Annotated in this window: 16 protein-coding genes; 11 read left to right on the top strand and 5 right to left on the bottom strand. The window is 67.3% G+C overall.

The features are described 5' to 3' along the window. The first annotated feature begins 49 nt into the window (after positions 1-49). The 5 genes from MKL20_RS04770 to MKL20_RS04750 all read left to right on the top strand — a co-directional run bounded on the left by MKL20_RS04770 (position 50) and on the right by MKL20_RS04750 (position 4377). The gene (locus MKL20_RS04770; RefSeq protein WP_244035725.1) at positions 50-700 is read left to right on the top strand and encodes a BON domain-containing protein; all 651 of its coding nucleotides are present in this window, start codon (positions 50-52) and stop codon (positions 698-700) included. A gap of 40 nt (positions 701-740) precedes the next feature. Continuing rightward, positions 741-1622, top strand: coding sequence for a PRC-barrel domain-containing protein (locus MKL20_RS04765; protein ID WP_243969373.1), 882 nt, complete (start codon positions 741-743; stop codon positions 1620-1622). 52 nt (positions 1623-1674) lie between these two features. After that, entirely contained in the window at positions 1675-2256 is a 582-nt protein-coding gene (locus tag MKL20_RS04760) for a hypothetical protein (protein ID WP_244035724.1), read from the top strand. A 44-nt stretch (positions 2257-2300) separates the two neighbouring features. Further along, positions 2301-2546 carry a hypothetical protein gene (locus MKL20_RS04755; protein ID WP_244035723.1) on the top strand — a complete coding sequence of 82 codons (246 nt, stop codon included), beginning with the start codon at positions 2301-2303 and terminating at the stop codon, positions 2544-2546. Positions 2547-2778: 232 nt separating this feature from the next. Beyond that, the gene (locus MKL20_RS04750) at positions 2779-4377 is read left to right on the top strand and encodes an HWE histidine kinase domain-containing protein (protein ID WP_244035722.1); all 1599 of its coding nucleotides are present in this window, start codon (positions 2779-2781) and stop codon (positions 4375-4377) included. A 693-nt stretch (positions 4378-5070) separates the two neighbouring features. Here MKL20_RS04750 and MKL20_RS04745 read toward each other — a convergent pair. From MKL20_RS04745 to MKL20_RS04730, 4 genes are read right to left on the bottom strand one after another with little or no spacing between them, the layout of a single operon-like run. After that, entirely contained in the window at positions 5071-6360 is a 1290-nt protein-coding gene (locus tag MKL20_RS04745; RefSeq protein WP_244035721.1) for an NAD(P)/FAD-dependent oxidoreductase, read from the bottom strand. An 8-nt stretch (positions 6361-6368) separates the two neighbouring features. Further along, positions 6369-7100, bottom strand: coding sequence for an amino acid ABC transporter ATP-binding protein (locus tag MKL20_RS04740; protein ID WP_243969365.1), 732 nt, complete (start codon positions 7098-7100; stop codon positions 6369-6371). Beyond that, positions 7097-7750 carry an amino acid ABC transporter permease gene (locus MKL20_RS04735; RefSeq protein WP_147855084.1) on the bottom strand — a complete coding sequence of 218 codons (654 nt, stop codon included), beginning with the start codon at positions 7748-7750 and terminating at the stop codon, positions 7097-7099. The genes MKL20_RS04740 and MKL20_RS04735 overlap by 4 nt, the downstream gene beginning before the upstream one ends. A 5-nt stretch (positions 7751-7755) precedes the next feature. Beyond that, complete coding sequence (locus MKL20_RS04730) at positions 7756-8523, bottom strand: ABC transporter substrate-binding protein (protein ID WP_243969361.1); 768 nt, start codon at positions 8521-8523, stop codon at positions 7756-7758. Positions 8524-8696: 173 nt separating this feature from the next. Here MKL20_RS04730 and MKL20_RS04725 point away from each other — a divergent pair, with 173 nt between their 5' ends. The 3 genes from MKL20_RS04725 to MKL20_RS04715 all read left to right on the top strand — a co-directional run bounded on the left by MKL20_RS04725 (position 8697) and on the right by MKL20_RS04715 (position 14314). Next, positions 8697-9290 carry a cupin domain-containing protein gene (locus MKL20_RS04725; protein ID WP_243969714.1) on the top strand — a complete coding sequence of 198 codons (594 nt, stop codon included), beginning with the start codon at positions 8697-8699 and terminating at the stop codon, positions 9288-9290. A gap of 906 nt (positions 9291-10196) precedes the next feature. Continuing rightward, a complete protein-coding gene (locus MKL20_RS04720; protein ID WP_244035720.1) occupies positions 10197-14111 on the top strand; it encodes a hypothetical protein in 3915 nt (1304 codons plus the stop codon). Then, positions 14108-14314: a hypothetical protein gene (locus MKL20_RS04715; protein ID WP_243969358.1), complete on the top strand. Its 207-nt coding sequence runs from the start codon at positions 14108-14110 to the stop codon at positions 14312-14314. Before MKL20_RS04720 ends, MKL20_RS04715 begins: the two co-directional genes overlap by 4 nt. Before the next feature lie 395 nt (positions 14315-14709). On the opposite strand, the gene MKL20_RS04710 is transcribed toward MKL20_RS04715, so the two are convergent. Continuing rightward, positions 14710-15312 (bottom strand): SOUL family heme-binding protein, encoded by a 603-nt coding sequence (locus MKL20_RS04710; protein WP_244035719.1) that lies wholly within the window; start codon positions 15310-15312, stop codon positions 14710-14712. 163 nt (positions 15313-15475) lie between these two features. Here MKL20_RS04710 and MKL20_RS04705 point away from each other — a divergent pair, with 163 nt between their 5' ends. The 3 genes from MKL20_RS04705 to MKL20_RS04695 all read left to right on the top strand — a co-directional run. Next, positions 15476-16111 carry an NAD(P)-dependent oxidoreductase gene (locus MKL20_RS04705; protein WP_244035718.1) on the top strand — a complete coding sequence of 212 codons (636 nt, stop codon included), beginning with the start codon at positions 15476-15478 and terminating at the stop codon, positions 16109-16111. A 62-nt stretch (positions 16112-16173) separates the two neighbouring features. Continuing rightward, entirely contained in the window at positions 16174-17613 is a 1440-nt protein-coding gene (locus MKL20_RS04700; RefSeq protein WP_244035717.1) for a carotenoid oxygenase family protein, read from the top strand. Positions 17614-17906: 293 nt separating this feature from the next. After that, positions 17907-18169, top strand: a 263-nt coding sequence (locus MKL20_RS04695) for a transposase (protein WP_244035716.1), incomplete at its 3' end; no start/stop codon positions are given.

Genomic DNA, 18169 nt, shown 5'->3' with positions numbered 1-18169 from the left:
TACGGCGGCTCACCCGCCGCCGAGACCGCACCGACGAAGGCAGGCCATCATGATCGACGACAGGGCACTGAGCCGGGACGTGCTCGCTGAGCTGGCCTGGGATCCGAGCGTGACCGGAACGGATCTCGGGGTGACGTCGAAGGATGGCATCGTGACCGTGACAGGGCACGTGACCAGCTTTGCCCAGAAGCACGCCGTCGACGCCGCCGCCCGCCGCGTGAACGGGGTCAAGGCTATCGCCGAGGAGATCTCGGTCGAGCTTCCCTTCGAGCATCGCCGCAGCGACGAGGACATCGCCGCGGCCGTCGTCAACCGCCTGGACTGGGACGCGGCGATTCTCCCCGACACGGTCACGGTACAGGTCCAGGACGGCTGGGTCAGCCTCGACGGGGCCGTCGACTGGAACTTTCAGAAGGACGCCGCTGCCCTCGACGTCCGGTCGCTGCTCGGCGTCGTCGGGCTCTCGAACCGGATCACGATCAGGCCACGCGCGAACGCCCATGACATCGCCGAGGGGATCAAGGGCGCGCTCGGGCGCTCGTGGTTCTTCGATCCCAAGCGCGTCGGGGTCGACGTGCATGGCGACCGCGTCCGGCTGACCGGCAGCGTCCACACCGAGCACGCGCGCAATCTCGCCGCCGTCACGGCCTGGGGCTCCCCAGGGGTAGCCATCGTCGAGAACGACCTCGCCATCGCCTGACAGGTGCCATTGTCCCTCTTTTCCCGCCGGGGAACTTCCCATGCGCCGTTTCATCAGCTCCCTGACGCTCGGGGCCTGCACCGCCCTCAGCCTCACGACACCGCTCCACGCTGCCGGCGGCGCCGAGCCCGGTCCGGTGGTCGTGACCGCCCCGGACGTCGAAGCCGGGCCGGCGCAGGTCTGCCTGGAACACCTCAAGGCCTTCGACGGACAGATGGAGAAGGACGGGTACTGGTTGGGCGGATCGGGCTACGGCTACGGCTATCCGCTCGGCGGATACTGGGCGGGTAGCCTCGGGTCCGACGCCGGCATGGCGATGGGCGCCGCGTCCGCGATGATGAGCTACGCCAACGCCCGTCCCGGATACGAGGTTCGGGTCCTGCTCGCCGGCGCCGACATCCTGGCTCGCCATGGCAAGCAGCAGCCGTGCGAGGACGTGCTGGTCCAGATCCGGGCCAGCTACGCCGCATACAAGACGGACATGCAGGGCCGTGACCTGCGGGTCGCGAACGCCCTGGGATTCCGCAAGCGGGAACTCTCGCTCGCCAAGCCGGTCGCGTCTCGGACGACGGCGTTCCGGTCCGACGATCTGCTCGGGAGCGAGGTGCGCACCCCCGGCAACGCGGCGCTCGGCAGCGTCGACGACATCGTCATGGGTCCCGAGGGCGGTAAGATCGCTTACCTCGTCGTCGCCCGCGGCGGCCTCTTCGGCCTCGGCGAGCGCCACGTCGCGGTCCCTTGGGACCAGTTCAAGGTCACGCCGAACCTGAACATCCTCGTCCTCGATACCACCAAGGACGGCATGGACCAGGCACCGCGGATCGTCGAGGGCCGCTTCACGAAGGCGGAGCCGTTCGCTCGGCAGACCGCGAAGGCGGACGCCTACTGGAGCGCCGCCGCCAAGACCCCGCGGACGGACTGAGCCTCGCGTCGACCGGCCTCATGGCCACAACCTTCCGAGACCAGCGACACGATTGGAGTTTCCGATGCGTACGATGACGGTACTGGCGACGACGGTCCTCGCGCTGTCGATGGTGACGGCGGCCCAGGCACAGGCGCCAATGGCTCCTGCCGGGGATGCGGTGACCACGATGCGCGAGGCCGGACGCGAGGCGAGCCAGGCGGCCGACGCTGCGCAAGAGGCGGCCAGGCTGGCGATGACGGCATCGCGGAAGGCGGTGCGGGACGCCCCGCAGCAATCCGCCGACATGATCGGAAGACTTACGACCGACGCCGCCGATGCAGCGACGCGGGCCGAGACCAAGATCACCGAGGCTAACCGCGCGGCGGGGGTGAAGGCCAACGCCTCGATGCGGAAGGCCGCGGATTCAGCGCGGAAATCGGTTGAGGCGACCCAGGTTGCGATGCGGAAGTCCCAGGATGCTGCTCAGGCGTCGATCCGATCCAACGTGGCGTCGGTTCGGCAGGCTGTGTCCGGAGCGCGGGCGTCCATCGTCAAGGCTGCAGCGGCCGCATCGAACGCCGCGCGCGCGGCGCGCGATGCCGCCAAGACCACCTGGGGCCGCGACATGGCGCAGGGCCAGGCGCGCGGCTGACCGGGTCGGATGCGGCTTCCAGAGCGCAGATCGGGGGAATGGCGATGGCGATGACCAAGATGGCGCAAACCTGCGAGAAAGCCGCGCACCAACACGACCGGGCGCCCGCCCATTACCGGCAGTCCGCCAGGCACCTTGCGAACGGCGACCACGCAGCGGCCGCGAAGGAGCGGGACCTCGCCCTCGACCACTCCGAGAAGGCCCGGATCGACGAGCTCGGGTTGCGCCCCGATGGGGTCGCATCCGATGGGCGAGCCAGGGCCGAGGCGGCCTGGCACTTCATGGGATGACAGTCCCACCCATCCGTCTCCCTGCCACCGCCGATCAGGAATCCTCCATGTCGAACCCGAGTTTTCCCGAGCTGCCGAACCCCGCCTTTCCCGATCCGTCTCCGGCGCATCCGCCACGTCCCGACCAGAGCCCGCTTCCCGAGCCGCGCGGCGTGCCGGATTATGGGCCTGATGAGATGCCACCCTCAAGCGAGCCGCTCGGCATCCCCGGCGGCGCGCCGCCGGAGATCGGATGAGGAGGGACACGCGGGTGCTCCCACCTTCCGGCGTCGCGCCCGCAAGAGGTCGGCCCGCCACCTTTGAGTACGAGGCATCCCGCGCCCATGCCATCGAGGGGGCACCGGGCACTCAGGGCCTGGGCGCGCATCGCGAGCACGACCGGATCGTCGGCGAATTGGCGCGGACGGTCGACGGCGCCGATCCGTTCGCGGCGGCGGTCCGGGCCTCGCAGATGGCGATGGTCATCACCGATCCGCTCCAGCGCGACAATCCCATCGTTTTCGCCAACGACGCGTTCTGCGCGCTCACCGGCTACCCCCGCGATGAGATCCTCGGGCGGAACTGCCGATTCCTCCAGGAGCCGGATACGGACCGCGACGAGGTCGACCGCCTCCGGGCTGCGATAGCCGGGCGCGTCCCGGTCGAGGTCCAGTTGCTGAACCGCCGCAAGGACGGTGGGGTATTCTGGAACAGGCTGTTCGTCTCCCCGGTGTTCCAGGGAGACGATCTCGCGTTCTTCGTGGCCTCGCAGTTTGATGCCACGTCGGAGAAGGCACGGCTCGACCACCTGAAGACCGACCGCGCGGCGTTGGAGCGGGAGGTCGAGCGACGGACCCGCGACCTATCGGAGAGCGAGGAGCGCCTGCGGTTCGTGCTGCAGGCCGGACGGCTGGGCTCGTGGAGCCTGAACCTTTCCGACATGCGGTTCGCCGCATCCGAGACCTTCAAAGTCACCCTCGGACTTGAACCGGGCGACCCGTTGAGCCTGGCGGCTTACGAGGCCCTGATCCACGTGGACGACCGTGCGAGGCGGGACGATGCGGTCGCCACCTGCATCGCGGGACACGGCGACTACGACATCGAGTACCGCATTGTGCCCCCCGCCGGCGATGTCCGGTGGCTCAAGTTTCGCGGCAAGCCTTTCTACGACGATGACGGGGTACCGTTCCGCTTGGCCGGCATCGCCCTCGACGTGACCGATCGCAAACATGCGGAGGCGCATCGGGCGATGCTCGCCAACGAACTCAACCATCGGGTCAAGAACACCTTGGCCACGGTCCAGGCCATCGTCGTCCAGACCCTCCGGGCCAACCTTTCCCACGCCGAGACCCGGGACGCCATCCAGGGCCGCATCCACTCCCTGGCGGCGGCAAGCGACGTGCTCACCCGTGAGCGCTGGGACGGGGCAACGCTGACCGACGTGGCGACCACGGCCCTGGCGCCGTTTCGGGCCGAAGGCGACGAGCGTATCAAGGTCAGGGGTCCGGAAGTCATGCTGACGCCGCGTCTGGCCCTGGCCTTCTCGATGGCCTTCCATGAGCTCGCGACCAATGCCGTGAAGTACGGCGCGCTGACCAACGAGGTCGGACGCATCCTGCTCGATTGGGACGTCCTTGCCGGCTCTCCCATCAGGACGTTGCGTCTGACCTGGCAGGAGTTCGACGGGCCTCCGGTCTGCCCGCCATCGCGAAGGGGCTTCGGCTCGCGCATGATCGAGCGGGCCCTGGCGGACGAGCTCGAAGGTCGGGCGGAGATCGACTACCGCCCCGATGGCATTGTCTTCACCGCCGAAGCGCGTCTCCCGGAGGCAGCCCCAGGGTTGAGGGCCTGACGCGACCCGGCTGGGGGACGAAGACCGCAGCGATCTTTGATCCAGCGCAAGGCGTGACCGCGCCGGGGCGTGCGGCCCGACCGGAGGATTTCCACTCCCATCCCCGGAAGGATAAGACGTGATCATCGGCGAGACCATCGATGCGCTGACGGCGCAGGACAAACGGCTGCAGGAGATCCTGAGGGGGTTCGACGACGGCATCTGGTGGAACTCGGACCCCCTGGCTCTGTATCTTTAGTTGGGTCGGTAGGAGGCCGTCTGCTTTACTGGCGAACCTCCTCCGAAGCGGATGGGTTGCAATCGGTCAGGAGCTGCCAAAGGCAGCCCACCGTACTGCCTGGAAGCAGACCTTCCGCCCTTCAGCAATGGGTCGTGAGCCACCATTGGGTCGCTGCCCGAAAGCCGACGTTCGGCTTTGCGCCCTTCTCGGCCATTTGACGACCTTCGGCTGAATCTGAAAGCGGAAATCGGAGAAAGTTTAGTTATTGGGCAGTTTTGCGTGACATCAATTTTTTCAATCTTGTATTACTAACGTCCTACTTGAAATGCCGGAATCGACTATTGTCTGCCAAGGGCCTCCTGCTACAGCGAACAGGCTCGCCGTTCTCGTCGAAGCGCACGGCCGCCCCTTACGTATTTGCGAATGCGGCTGCCCCTCTTGGGGCGACGAGTTCGAATCTAATGCGTCGTCGGTCAGCGAATGCCACCGTCGCTGAGCCGGTACCAAGCGATGATCGCCGAGACGTACAGGCGGTGGAACGCGTGCATCGGTAGCGGCGCGACTGGTGTCAGCGGAAGCGGCAGGCGGTCGGTGTCGCCCGCCGTGATGTAATCGGCGATTACCCGTCCCATCGTGGATTGCAGACCGACACCGCGGCCTTGGCAGCCGATGTCGATGAGGAGCCCGGGGGCGGGCTCGTGGAGGTGAGGCAGGTAATCCTGTGTGATCGCTACGCGGCCGCACCAGCGATGGTCGAACGCGGTCCCGTCGAGCTGCGGGAATAGCTTGCCGACGATGCGCTCGAGATGCGCCCAGTCCCGGGGACTGCGCGGCTCGCGGAACGGGCCGCGTCCGCCCATCAGCAGGCGGCCGGTATGGTCGAGGCGGAAATACAGCAGCAGCTTGCGCGTGTCCGAGGAGACCTGCCCCTCCGGCAGGATCGAGCGGCGCAGGTTGTCCGAGAGCGGTTTCGTGGCGACCTGAAACGAATTGGCCGCGATCACGGTCTGCGCGAGCCCGGGCCATAGGCCGTCCGTATAGCCGTTGGTGCACAGAACGACCCGTTCGCTGGAGAGCCGCGCGCCCTGCGCGGTGGTGACGGTCCAGGTCGACCCGTTGCGGGACAGGCCGGTCACCGGGCTGGCCCCGTGGATGACGGCGCCGGCCTTCAGCGCCGCGCGGGCGAGGCCGCGGGCGTAACTCAGGGGCTGGACCGCACCGCCGCGGCCGTCAAGCCAGCCGCCGAGGTATCGCTCCGTCCCGAGCAGCCGATCGGTCTCGGCCTTGTCGAGGACCTGGGTCGGCGCACCGAGGCCGGCCCATTGCTCCGCCCGGCGCGCGACCTCGGCGAGCCCGGCCTCGGTATGGGCGCCCTGGATCCAGCCCGCGCGCCGGTGCGGCACGTCCATGGCGTGCTTGGCGATCAGGTCGAAGACCGTATCGGCGGTACTTCCGGCGAAGCGCGCGAGCCGCTCGCCGCGCTCGCGCCCGAACTTGGCGACGAGGTCGGCGGGATCGTATTTCAGGCCCGGGATGACCTGACCGCCGTTGCGCCCGGAGCCGCCGAAGCCGACCTCGCGGGCCTCCAGCACCACCGGCCGGATCCCGCGCTCGGCCAGGTGCAGGGCGGTCGAGAGGCCGCAGAAGCCGCCTCCGACGATCACGACGTCCGCCTGCCCGGAGTCGGTCAGCTGCGGCGTCTCGGGGCCGGGCGGCGCGGTGGTGGCCCAGAGCGACGGCGCGAGGGGAAACGGTTCGGCCACGGTGATCCCTAGAGCGGATGCAGCACGCGCTGCAGGAAGTCCTGGGTGCGCGGGTGTTGCGGACGGTTGAGGATCTCGGCGGCCGGGCCCTGCTCGACCAGGCGTCCGCCGTCGAGGAACAGCACGCGGTCGGCGACCTCCCGGGCGAACCCGATCTCGTGGGTCACGACGATCATGGTCATGCCCTCGTCCGCCAGCCCGCGCATCACCCGCAGGACGTCGCCGACCAGCTCGGGGTCGAGCGCCGAGGTCGGCTCGTCGAACAGGATCGCCTCGGGCCTCATGGCCAGGGCCCGGGCGATGGCGACGCGCTGCTGCTGGCCGCCGGACAGCGCGTCGGGCCGGGCGTGCTCCTTGCCGGCGAGGCCGACCCGGGCGAGCAGGGCCCTCGCCCGCTCCTCGACCTCGGCGCGGGGCTCCCGCTTCACGTGGATCGGCCCCTCGACGACATTCTCAAGGGCTGTGCGGTTGGCGAACAGGTTGAAGCGCTGGAACACCATGGACACGCGGGTCCGGACCGTCTGGATGCTGCGCTTGTCCCGGTCGACGCGCTGGCCGTCGACCCGGATCTCGCCGCCGTCATAGGCTTCGAGCCCGTTGATGCAGCGCAGCAGGGTCGACTTGCCGGAGCCTGACGGCCCGATGATGCAGACCACCTCGCCCTTGGTGACCTCGGCCGAGACGCCCTTGATCACCTCCAGTGAGCCGTAATGCTTGTGCACATCCTGGAGGACGATCACCGGTGGCGCCCCTTCGCTTCGAGATGGCGCACCAGGAGGATCAGCGGCAGGCTGAGCGCCAGGTACATCAGCGCCACCATCGTGTAGACGCTGGTGTTCTTGAAGGTCGAGGAGGCGATCAGCTTGCCCTGGAGCGCCAGCTCCGCGACCGTGATGGTCGAGGCCTGCGACGAATCCTTGAGCATCATGATCATGATGTTGCCGTAGGGCGGCAGCGCGATCTTGACCGCTTGCGGCAGGATCACCCGGCGCATGGTCATCCACCAGCCCATGCCGATCGAGAGCGCCGCCTCGACCTGCCCACGGTCCACCGCCTCGATGCCGGCCCGGAAGTTCTCGGCCTGGTAGGCCGAATAGGCGATGCCGAGCCCGATGATCGCCGCCTGGACCGCAGTAAGCGACAGGCCGAAATCCGGCAGCACGAAGTAGATGTAGAACAGCTGCACGATGATCGGGATACCGCGCAGGATGTTGATCATCACCGCGCTGAAGCCGGCCAGCACGGCGATGCCCGAGACCCGCAGCACCGCCCAGAACAGGCCGAGCACGGTCGAGACCACCAGGGAAGCCAGGGTGATCAGGACCGTGAGCTGCACGCCCTGGAACAGGATCGGCAGATAATCCTGCGCGTCGGCGAGGAACTCGCGCATGCAGCTCAGGACCGGTCGGCGGAGGGCGGCAGACCCCACTTCGTCAGGATCTTCTCGAGGGTCCCGTCGGCCTTCAGCTTGGCGAGCGCGGCGTCGATCTTGGCGAGCAGGGCGGTGTCGGCTTTGCGCACGCTGATGCCCACCGCGGCGACGACGCTCGGCTTGAGGGTCTCGACCAGCCGGACGCCGGGAAACATCCCCTGCTTGACGTAGTAGGCCAGGATCGGGGCGTCAGCGAAGCCGGCCTTCAGCCGTCCGGAATTTACGTCGCGGATGATGTCCGGGATCGCGTCGTAGATCTTCACCTCGGCGAACAGGCCGGATTTCTTCAGCGGCTCGACGAAGGCGGTGCCGACCTGGGCGCCCACGGTCTCGCCCTTCAGGTCGGAGAAGGACGTGTAGTCCTTCGTGTCGGCCTTCGGGACGATCAGCCCCTCGCCGTAGCTGTAGACCGGCGCCGAGAAGGCCACGACTTCCTTGCGCTGGGGCGTGATGAACATCGCCGCCGAGATGATGTCGATCTTCGAGGCGGTGAGCGCCGGGATCAGCGTTGAGAATTGCAGCGGTTCCACCGCGACGGCGAAGCCGGCCTCCTTGCCGACCGCGTTCACGAGGTCGACCATGACGCCCTGGATCGAGTTGGTCTTGGTGTCGAGAAAGGTGAACGGCAGGCCGGTGGGCGTCGCGCCGACCCGCAGGGGCGGCTCGGCCCTGGCCGGGCCGGCGATCAACAGGGCGAGGCTCAGGCCCAGGCTCGGAAGCAGGCGTCTCATGGCGCGGATCCTCGACACTGGCATAGCGCGGCGCGGCGCTATCGCTCTTCCGTTTTCATATCTGTGAAGATTACCGCACGGTTCTGAACTCGACGCAAGGTGATTTCACGTGCATGAAGATGCTACGGAGTCTCCAGGATGACGCTGCGGTGAGCAGGCCCAAAGTCGAAGCGATGCCCGCCGATCCGGTGGACCGGGCCGTGGGCCAGCGGCTGCGCGCCCTGCGCCAGGAGCGGCACCTGTCCCTGGAGAAGGTTGCGGCCAGCACCGGGCTGTCGATCGGTTTCATCAGTCAGGTCGAGCGCGGCCTATCCTCGCCGTCGCTGCGCGTCCTGGCGCTGCTCGCCGATACCCTCCAGACCGGGATCGGCGGCCTGTTCGAGGCGGCCCCGTCCGAGAAGGACCCCGACCCGATCGTCGTGTTCGAGCGGGACCGGGCCGAACTCAAGCTCTGGCGCGCCGGGATCACCAAGCAGTTGCTGACGCCCGTGGGGGGAACGCAGAGCCTCAGCCTGTTCCACATGGTGCTCGAGCCGAAGGCCAGCACCGGCGAGGAGCTGTTCAGCCACGATGGCGAGGAAGCGGGCTTGGTGCTGGAGGGACGCATGACCCTGATCGTCGAAGCCCGCACGCTGGAGCTTGCAACTGGCGATAGCTTCCGCTTCGCCAGCCATCGGCCGCACCGGTTCAGCAATCCTGACGGCCGGACGCGGGCCGTCGTTCTGTGGGTCAACGCATTGAGGATAGATCAAGCGGCCGCTCCATGAGTTCTGGCGGCGGAAGCTCGGTCAGCGCGAGACACGCTAGGCCGTCGCGACCCGTCAAGGTCTCGGCCCCTATCCTGACGTCGCAGAAGTAAGTTTGGAGAAAGTGAGGACCGGGCTCAAAGCGCAAGCCGCCTCGACCTCCCAGCTTTAACGCGACATTCGCATAAGGGCACGCTACGCAACCAGGCGCACCGTGACGTTCCGTGGCCGCCTTCGGCCCAATGTGAGCCCTGGGAAGGTCCGCTTTCAGGCTGACGAGAGGCAGCGGCCTACGGCCGGGTTGGGTGGAAAGCCGCCAGTCCGCTCTTGGCGTTGTATCGTCGAAAGCGGACCTCGCAGCCTAGGCTTAGGAGCCGGAATACTCTCCATCGATGAGCTGCTCCATCCGGGGTTATGCCTGTGACCGCCTCAGATAGCGTGCGGACACTCTCGTCCACCGGACCGTTGTGAAGCGAAGCTCGGCTAACCTGAGGCTTCGACCAGTGCGGCCATTTAATCTTTCGCCGGTCATTGCCAGAAGTGTGGCTTGGATGCGCCAACCTAAGTGCTTTACCGGTTTACGATCGCACCACAAACCCGCGCTGCGTGTCTTTTGCAGCCTTGAATAGGGAATCGGAACCGGCGACAAAACTTAAAACGAAGCTGCAGGGTACGGCCATGGCCCGGGGAAGATGGTGTAGGTTTCTGCTGGCGGCAGCCGCCTCCTTTCCAGGCCAAGCCCGCGCGCAGATCTCGCCAATCGATATCTTCGGAACCCTGATCGGTGCCGCTCAAGCGCAAGCGGCACGCGAGGCTTGGGCACGACTACCAAGTGCTGATCGCTCGTGTCTCGATCGAGCTCTTGCCCGCCAGAATGCTGACATCGCCGGTCTGACCCAGCGCGGCATTGGTCCGGACGATGGACGGTTGAGCGCGGTGTTCGCTCAATGCCGACGCTTTACCGAACCGAACTTCCGGCGCGGTTATAGCTGCACGGTGTCGGACGATAGCGGATGGTCGATCACGACGACCTGCAACCAGACGTTCGCCTACCGCAATGGTGATGGCCACGTCCAACCCGTTGAAGCGCGGGAGGCGATCGACCTTCATTTCTCGGGCACCCGGATCATCGTTGCCGATGTCGAGACTGGCGAGGCGCGTGAGACGCGCCGGGCCCGCGCGGAGGCGCAGGGACGCGCCGAGCAGCTTCAGGTGCTCAAGGGATCGCTGACAGCCTACCAGCGGGATCCATCCCCTGTTGTCCGGTCCGAGATCGCCCGGATCCAGAGCCGCATCGACCAGCAGCTCGGTGCACGCACCGGACCATCCGCGCCCGATACCGAGTCACTCAATCGGGAGATCGGCGGGTTAAGCGCGCTGTCTCAGGCCGAAGCCCTGCGCATGGCCGCGCTCGATCGGATGAGCGGACTGCGTGCGCAGGCGGAAGCCCGCACGAAGGCCGATGTGGCCGATGGACTGCGCAAGCGTCTGGCCGACCTGCGCAAGGACGCCGTTACGGTTTCCGAACCACCCCGGCCAGCCTCACCGACAAAGACAGCGGGTCCGGCGCGCGACCTCGGCCCCTCGTTCGATTGCGAGCGGGCGAATACGCCCCTCCCCATGCTGATCTGCGAGGATGGCGGGCTGCGGCGCGTCGATCTCGACATGGCCCGGGCGTTCTACGCGCTCCGTCAGCTTCACCCAGAAGCCGCGGCCGAGCTCAAGGAGGCTTCGAACGACCTCGTGAAGCGCACGCTTGCGTCCTGTCGAATCCCGGAGACAGGCAAGATCACGGCGGCAGTTCGGAAGGCCATCCCCTGTATCGCCGCAACCTACCAGCGTCAGCGGGATGCTTGGTCCGCCCGCGTCGGTCGTGAAGGGCCGGCCTCGGCCCGACAGGAGATTGCTCGGTCGCTGGAAGAACATGTTCGCCTTCAGGAGGCATTGCGTAACGCCGGCTATCTCCCCGCCGACGCGACCGCGGACGGCGTCTACGGCGGTGTGACACGCAAAGCACTCGTGGCGTTCGCCGAGGCCGAAGGCATGGACGCCGCTGGTTTTCTCGGCGATGGGCTCGCCGCCAAGCTTGGGCGCGGTTCGACCCCTGCGCCGAACGTCTCCCTCATCACCGATCCAAGCCTCCCCGCGCGCATCGATGCCGTCGCACGGCGCTACGAGAACTACCTCACGGATCTCGGTGTCGAGGAGCGGGATCGTGGCACGCGCCTGCAGGCACAGCGCCAGATCGACGAGCAGCGCAAGCGCGTCGAGGCCCTCCTGGCCGGCCCCGTGCCAGAGGACCTCCGGCCGGAGCTCGCCGTGTTAGTCCAGCAGTTCGACGGCGCTGCGCCAAAGGATTTGCCCAAGGCCGCCGAGGCGCTTCAGCAGCGCTTCTCCCAGATCGAGCCAAGGGTGCGGGAGGCCGAGGCAATCCAGCGCGCTGTCACCGACAAGAACCGCTTCCTCGTAGAAGGCGAGCCCGGCGATCTGCTGCTGCTCTACAATAGCTCGCCCCGCGCGGTCGCAGTGGTGCGCGGTCTCGACGGCAACCTCGTGTTCGACCCTGAGCGCACTGTCGCCTGCTCGGTGCCCGAAGCGCCAAGCGACCGCATCGCCCTGGAACAGCTGGTGGCCAAAGCGCGAAGTCTCGGTGCACCGGTCAAGGAGACGCTGCCCCCATGCAGCGGCGCGCAGCAGCAGAGCGCCGATCTCGTGGTCTTCGAGCGCGGCGCTCTGCGTGCGCACATTGGGGTGTTCCAGACCATCGCCTCGGCTGTCGACACAGGTGTGTTCACCCTCGGCGCCACGGTGCCGAAGTCGGACATCGAGGCCGCACGCCAGGCAGAAGGGATCCGAGCAGCCGAGGCCGAGAGCGAAATCGCTCGCGGAATCTCGAATGGCTTGGCCGTCCTCGCTTTTGGCCCCGGGTCCCGCACGATCTGCCGGATCGCGACCGGAGAAAAGATTCTCCACGATCAGCTCTTGCAGCCCTACGAGGCATTGCTGAGAGCGGAATTGCGCGGTGTGACGACAACGGTGACCGCGAACGCTGAGGGAGCCTTTCTGTCGATCAAGCGCGGGCAGTGCGGGGCTGCCTATGGCACTGCCAAGGACTTAGCTACGCTGGTGAAGGGTCTTACCCGCGACGGGATCACATTCCGCTATCTGCCGATCTGGATCACGCCCGAAACAGTCGGCAAGGCGCAAGCAGTGTTGACGGAGCAGCAGGCTACGAAGCAGCGCGATCGCGAGCAGGACGAGCGTCGGCGCGAGCGTGATGCAGCCGCGCGTAGCCGGATTGCGCTCGTCGACCGCCTCAAGCGTGATCAGGCCGAGGCCGAATCGACCCTCAAGGGTGGCATCCCGCAGGATCTTCAGACGTTCCTCAGCGGCTTCGTCGCCGAGGTCGCGAGCATCGCGCCCGAGACTTCCGATGCCCGGCTTGGGGAGCTGGCGGACGCCTATGCTGGGAAGCGCGTCCGCATCGACGAGGCAGCACGGCTCGCCCGGGCAGTCACGACGAAAAGCCGTTTCCTTATGGATGGTGACCGCGGCGACCTGATCATCCTGTATAACGACAGCGGCAAGGCCCCATCGGTCGTCCGCAACCTGCGCGGCGAGTTGGTATTTGAGGATGGGCGCGCCGCCGCCTGCCTGTATCACGCCCCGCTCTCTGACGTGTTCATGAACCGTCAGATCCGCGACCGCAGCGCTGCACTGGGAGCCAAGCTTGACCTGCCACTCGCATCATGCGGCGCGAACGATCTCGTTAGCCAAGATCTCATCTTCGCCGAACGAGAACGCCTTCTGCGTGAGCCCGTCAACCGGGTGATCAGCTTGGTGGATGCCGTCAACGGCAACCTGTTTGCGCGCCTCAACGTGATAGACGCGAGCGCTTTAGCGGCGGTCAAGCAGGCCGAAGCGGCCAAGGCGAACGAGGTCGAGGCCAAGGTTCGTAGTAAGACTGCAGACGGCTTCGGCCTCGTCGTCGTACCCAACGGTTCGAGCGTACTATGCCGGGTGCCGTCGGCGGATGCCGAAGTCCACGCGGCGATCCTGACCCGCCTGAATGACCGGATCACCGACGAACTGCCGGGTCAGCCCGTGGCCACAGCGACGTCGGCCGATGGCGCATTCATCGCGGTGAAAAGGAGCGAGTGCGGCGCGGTCTACGCCGCTGCCGCCGATCTCGCCGCACTCGACGAAGCCATGAACCGGGATGGGATCATCCATCGCTACCTCCCGCTCTGGATCGAAGCGGCGGAGGTCGCACAGACCCGGGACTCGATCGAGCAGGACAAGACGCGCAGCGCCGAGCAGCAGTTCAAGCGGCAGCGCGAGCTCGACGACCGCAGGAAACTCGATCAGATCAAGGCGAACGAAGAAGGCGTTCGCCGTGCCGCGCAGGAACAGGCGCTGCGCGCGCAGTACGGCGAGCGAGCTCGGTTCTTCGAGCAGACACTCGGTGACGATGCCCGTGCCTTCGCCACCGGTGTGCAGACCGTCAGCTTTAGCCAGCTCTATCCGAAGCTCGCGGAGCATTACCGGGAACAGCGCAACGATCGCTGGGAGTTCATGTCTCTGGAAACCCACGTGCTCGACTACGGCACGGCGCTCTACAAAAACCGCCCCCTCGAAACAGCCCTTGTGACCACCCGCATCAAGATGCGAAATCGCATCAAGGGCGAGTATCAGGATGTCTGTTACGTAACGGGCTATATCAATGACGCGGAGTTCAACGTGACGCGTGACGCGTTCGGAGAACTTTGTGACGAAGTCGGAACCAAGCTCGCCCGGTACAAGCAAAACGAGTATTTCACCAGCCGTTGGATTGTACCATGACCGCCGAGATCGACGTGCCTGCCACGGTTCCGGGGAAGCAGGACGTCATCAGGATTACCTTTTCGGTCACCGAACATGTCAGTCTCGCCTACCACGAGAATGCGGTTCCGGTGATCCGCAAGGCGGTGGTCGAGAACCCTTCCGAGCGTGATCTTTCCGATATCCGCGTACACATCGAGAGCCGTCCGTCGTACAGCCGCTGACGCCCCGCATCGATTGCATTCCGGCCGGCTCGAACCATCACATCGCGTTGCCGGATGTTGTCGATCAGATCAGGAGGACAGTCTAAGCCTCGTCTCTGCCATAGTAGCAGAAGAGCATACGTCCGCTTTTGGGATCCGCACGGCCGCACGTGAACGACTGTGTTGGGTCGACACCGGACGGATGCTAACTAGAAACTGAATGTCCGCTGTAGGACGGTGGGCTGATGTCTGCTCGTGGCGCGATCCAGACCTGGAACCTCCGCTGAGGCAGCGTCCCGCTTCTGGGATGCTGCCAGATCCGGCTGAAGGGCCACAGTGGGCGCGGAGCGGTACGTCCGAACTTAGCCTACGAGTTGAGACTCGCTGGAGCCGCGGCAGACCAGGGCGGTTAACGGTCAGTCGGGAGGCAATCGCACCGCGACCTCGTTGCGCCGCAGGAACGGGATCGCGAACGGCGGATCGTAGCCGAGGAAGACGACCGGACCGATGGCTTTGCAAGACGTGGCCAGCACCTCGCCAAGAATGCGCCCCTGCTCGGTCCTCGCCTCGGGCGTAGCGCCGCCCGAGAAGCGCAGCGCCGCCATCCGCTCGGCCGGGATGTGGACCAGGCGCACCCCCGTTTCCGTCGGCTCGGGCGCGCCCTCTGCAGCGACCGTGCGGGGCAGGTAGAACCTCATCGTGTCCGCTGCGCCCCGCTCGACCGGCACCGTCATCGCGATGCGCTGTCTGCCGACCTCCACCGGCGCCGTCATCGCGATGCGGCTACCGTCCCGGTTCGCGCCGGCAATGTATCGGAACAGCCGACCGAACGCCTCGCCGTCACCCTGTCCCTGGGCGTTAGTCTCTACGGCGAGGCGTGCGTCGTAGGCCCGGACCTCGACCCCGCGGTCGAGCCGCTCGACCACGGCGTAGCGCGGCTGCTCGTACAGCGCCCGGATCCCGAAGACACCGAGGACCGATTCGACCAGGGTGAGCGCGTAGGAGAGGAATTTGTCCATTGTCGCGGGTCCAGGCGGGCGGGTCCGCCTGCTCAAGGCCCACGGCCGCGTACCGTTCCCGCCCGCCACGCGGTGTCCCGGGCGGCCGCGGTCAAGCGGACACATGGCGCGCGAGCCCGCGGTCGGGTCTTGTGTGCAGATCCGCGACGGTGAGGAAGTTCGCATGGCCCATGTCCTCGTCCTGGGCGCCAGCAAGGGCGTCGGCCTGGAGACGGCCAAGGCGGCCCTCGCGGCGGGGCACCGGGTCCGTGCCTTCGCCCGCTCGGCCGCCGGCATCGACCTGCCAGGCGATGGACTAGAGCGGTTCACGGGCGACGCGCTGAACGCCGGCGACGTCGGTCGCGCCCTCGACGGGGTCGACGTGGTGGAGCAGGCGCTCGGCGTGCCGACGCGGGACCTCCTCGGTCCCGTACGCCTGTTCTCGGATGCCACAAACCTGCTCGTGCCCGCGATGGAGCGGGCCGGGGTGGATCGGCTCATCGCGGTGACCGGCTTCGGAGCGGGGGACAGCCGCGACGCGATCGGCCCACTGCAGCGGCTGCCGTTCCGCCTGATGCTCGGGCGCGCCTACGACGACAAGGACGCTCAGGAGATGCGCATCCGCCGCAGCCGCCTCGCCTGGACGCTGGTGCGGCCCGGTATCCTGACGAGCGGCGCCGCCATGGGCCGCTACCGGGCGATGACCGAGCCGTCGACGTGGCGCAACGGCCTGATCGCCCGGGCAGACGTGGCGGGATACATCGTCGGCCAGATCGCCGAGCCGTCCCACGCAGGCAGGGCCGTCGTCCTCGTCCGGTGACGGGGAGCGCCCCGCGTCATGATGGCCCTCGCTCCTCCCGCACCGCCCCGAGACCACCACCGATGCCGAACCCTGTCGAGTCGATCCTGCGCACCGCCGCCGAGGGCCTCGTTGCCCTGGTGGCGGCCTGCAACCGGCGACGCCTGCCGGGGACGCAGCACCCCTTCGCGGCCGGCGTCCACGCGCCGATGCGCGAGGAGCTGACCCTGCGGGACCTGTCCGTGACCGGGACGATCCCGGCGGGGCTCGACGGGCGCTACCTCAAGATGGGGGCCAACCCTGCCCGCCCGACGACGCGCGGCCACGACTGGTTCCTGGGCGACGGCATGGTGCACGGTCTCTGCATCGAAGGCGGCAGGGCGCTGTGGTACCGCAACCGCTGGATCGGGTCGCGCGCGGCGTCCGCGGCGCTCGGCCGGCCTGCCGCCCCGGGGCCGCGCCGAGGCGACGACACCGTCAACACCAACGTCGTCGCGATCGGCGGCCGCGCCTTCGCCGTGGTCGAGGCTGGCAGCTACCCCGTCGCGCTGTCCGAGGACCTGGAAACGCAGCGCTACGATCCGTTCGACGGCACGCTCGCCGGCTCCTTCACCGGGCACCCGCATCGCGACCCGGAGACCGGTGAGACACATGCCATCGCCTACGACGGCCGCGTCTGGGACCGCGTGCGCCACGTCGTCGTCTCGCCCACGGGCCGGGTCGTGCGCGACGTGCCGATTCGCGTCGAGCACGGCCCCTGCATCCACGACTGCGCGATCACGGCGCGCTTCGCGGTGACGCTGGACCTTCCCCTCACCTTCTCGATGCGGGCGGTGCTAGCCGGCCACCGCTTCCCGTTCCGCTGGAACCCCGCCCACCGCGCCCGCGTCGGCCTGCTGCCCAGGCACGGTACGGCCGCCGACATCGTGTGGTGCGCGGTCGAGCCGTGCTTCGTCTTCCACGTCGCCAACGCCTACGACGACGCGCACGGGCGGGTGGTCCTCGACGTGGTCGCCTACGAGACGGTGTTCGCCTCGGCCGACGGCGGCCTCGACGCACCGGGCCGGCTGGAGCGCTGGACCGCCGACCCCAAGACGGGGACCGTCGACCGGCGGGTGATCGACCCCACGGCGCAGGAGTTTCCCCGGATCGACGAGCGCCGCTTCGGGCGGCCCCACCGTTACGCCTACACGGTCTCGGTCCCCGCCGACGGCAACACACAGCTCGTCGGCGCGACGCAGATCTACAAGCACGACCTGGCAACGGGGGAGCGGCGCGTACACGACTTCGGCGCCGACCGCGTACCGGGGGAGTTCGTGTTCGTACCGGCGCGACCGGAGGCCGGCGAGGACGAAGGGTGGCTCGTCGGGCTCGTCATCGACACCGCGCGCGACACGACGGACTTCACCATCCTCGACGCGCGCGCGTTCGAGGCGCCGCCCGTCGCCACGGTCCATCTCGGGCACCGGATCCCGCCGGGCTTCCACGGGAACTGGTTTCCGAATGACATTCTGGGACGGTGAAGGCATCTGGCTGCGCCATGGCCTGCTCGGACAGCGTCTGCAGACCGATTTTTGGCCCTATGCCTGCGGGCGTCAAACAGCGCTGCCATGAAGCATCCGAGTGGCGCATGTGATCGACTGCGAATGCAGGCAATTTGATATGCGATTCTGTGTTGTCAGCGACAAAAAATGGCAAAGGGCGCGAAGCATTTCCTTCGCGACCTTCCGATGTCGATCCTATGCTTCAAACCAGCCCAGCCTATGGTTCCTAGAGGCTGTTATGAACTGAATGGGTGAGGTTTGCGTTTTCGGGCATGAGCGCAGGTCGTGCCGGCTATCCATCTGACGTGTCCGATGAGGAATGGGCGCTGGTTGCGCCGTATCTGGCGCTGCTGCGGGAGAGTTCGGGCCAGCGTGACCACGACCTGCGGGAGGTGTTCAACGGCTTGCGGTTCATCGTGAAGACGGGGGCGCCGTGGCGGTTCATGCCGCACGACCTGCCGCCGTGGGCGGCGGTGTACCAGCAGACGCAGCGCTGGCTGGCTGCGGAGTGCTTCACCGATGTGGCCGGGGATCT

Source organism: Methylobacterium sp. E-066, assembly GCF_022829635.1.
In the GTDB taxonomy this organism is placed as follows: Bacteria; Pseudomonadota; Alphaproteobacteria; order Rhizobiales; family Beijerinckiaceae; genus Methylobacterium.
Note: the sequence above shows the minus strand (reverse complement) of the source record. Positions and strands in the feature narration are given on the sequence as shown.

Bases quoted from the DNA above. Each gene is read 5' to 3' on its own strand.
- MKL20_RS04770 (WP_244035725.1), top strand. From the start codon at position 50: ATGATCGACGACAGGGCACTGAGCCGGGACGTGCTCGCTGAGCTGGCC.
- MKL20_RS04765 (WP_243969373.1), top strand. From the start codon at position 741: ATGCGCCGTTTCATCAGCTCCCTGACGCTCGGGGCCTGCACCGCCCTC.
- MKL20_RS04755 (WP_244035723.1), top strand. From the start codon at position 2,301: ATGGCGATGACCAAGATGGCGCAAACCTGCGAGAAAGCCGCGCACCAA.
- MKL20_RS04750 (WP_244035722.1), top strand. From the start codon at position 2,779: ATGAGGAGGGACACGCGGGTGCTCCCACCTTCCGGCGTCGCGCCCGCA.
- MKL20_RS04735 (WP_147855084.1), bottom strand. From the start codon at position 7,750: ATGCGCGAGTTCCTCGCCGACGCGCAGGATTATCTGCCGATCCTGTTC.
- MKL20_RS04730 (WP_243969361.1), bottom strand. From the start codon at position 8,523: ATGAGACGCCTGCTTCCGAGCCTGGGCCTGAGCCTCGCCCTGTTGATC.
- MKL20_RS04725 (WP_243969714.1), top strand. From the start codon at position 8,697: ATGCCCGCCGATCCGGTGGACCGGGCCGTGGGCCAGCGGCTGCGCGCC.
- MKL20_RS04715 (WP_243969358.1), top strand. From the start codon at position 14,108: ATGACCGCCGAGATCGACGTGCCTGCCACGGTTCCGGGGAAGCAGGAC.
- MKL20_RS04710 (WP_244035719.1), bottom strand. From the start codon at position 15,312: ATGGACAAATTCCTCTCCTACGCGCTCACCCTGGTCGAATCGGTCCTC.
- MKL20_RS04705 (WP_244035718.1), top strand. From the start codon at position 15,476: ATGGCCCATGTCCTCGTCCTGGGCGCCAGCAAGGGCGTCGGCCTGGAG.
- MKL20_RS04700 (WP_244035717.1), top strand. From the start codon at position 16,174: ATGCCGAACCCTGTCGAGTCGATCCTGCGCACCGCCGCCGAGGGCCTC.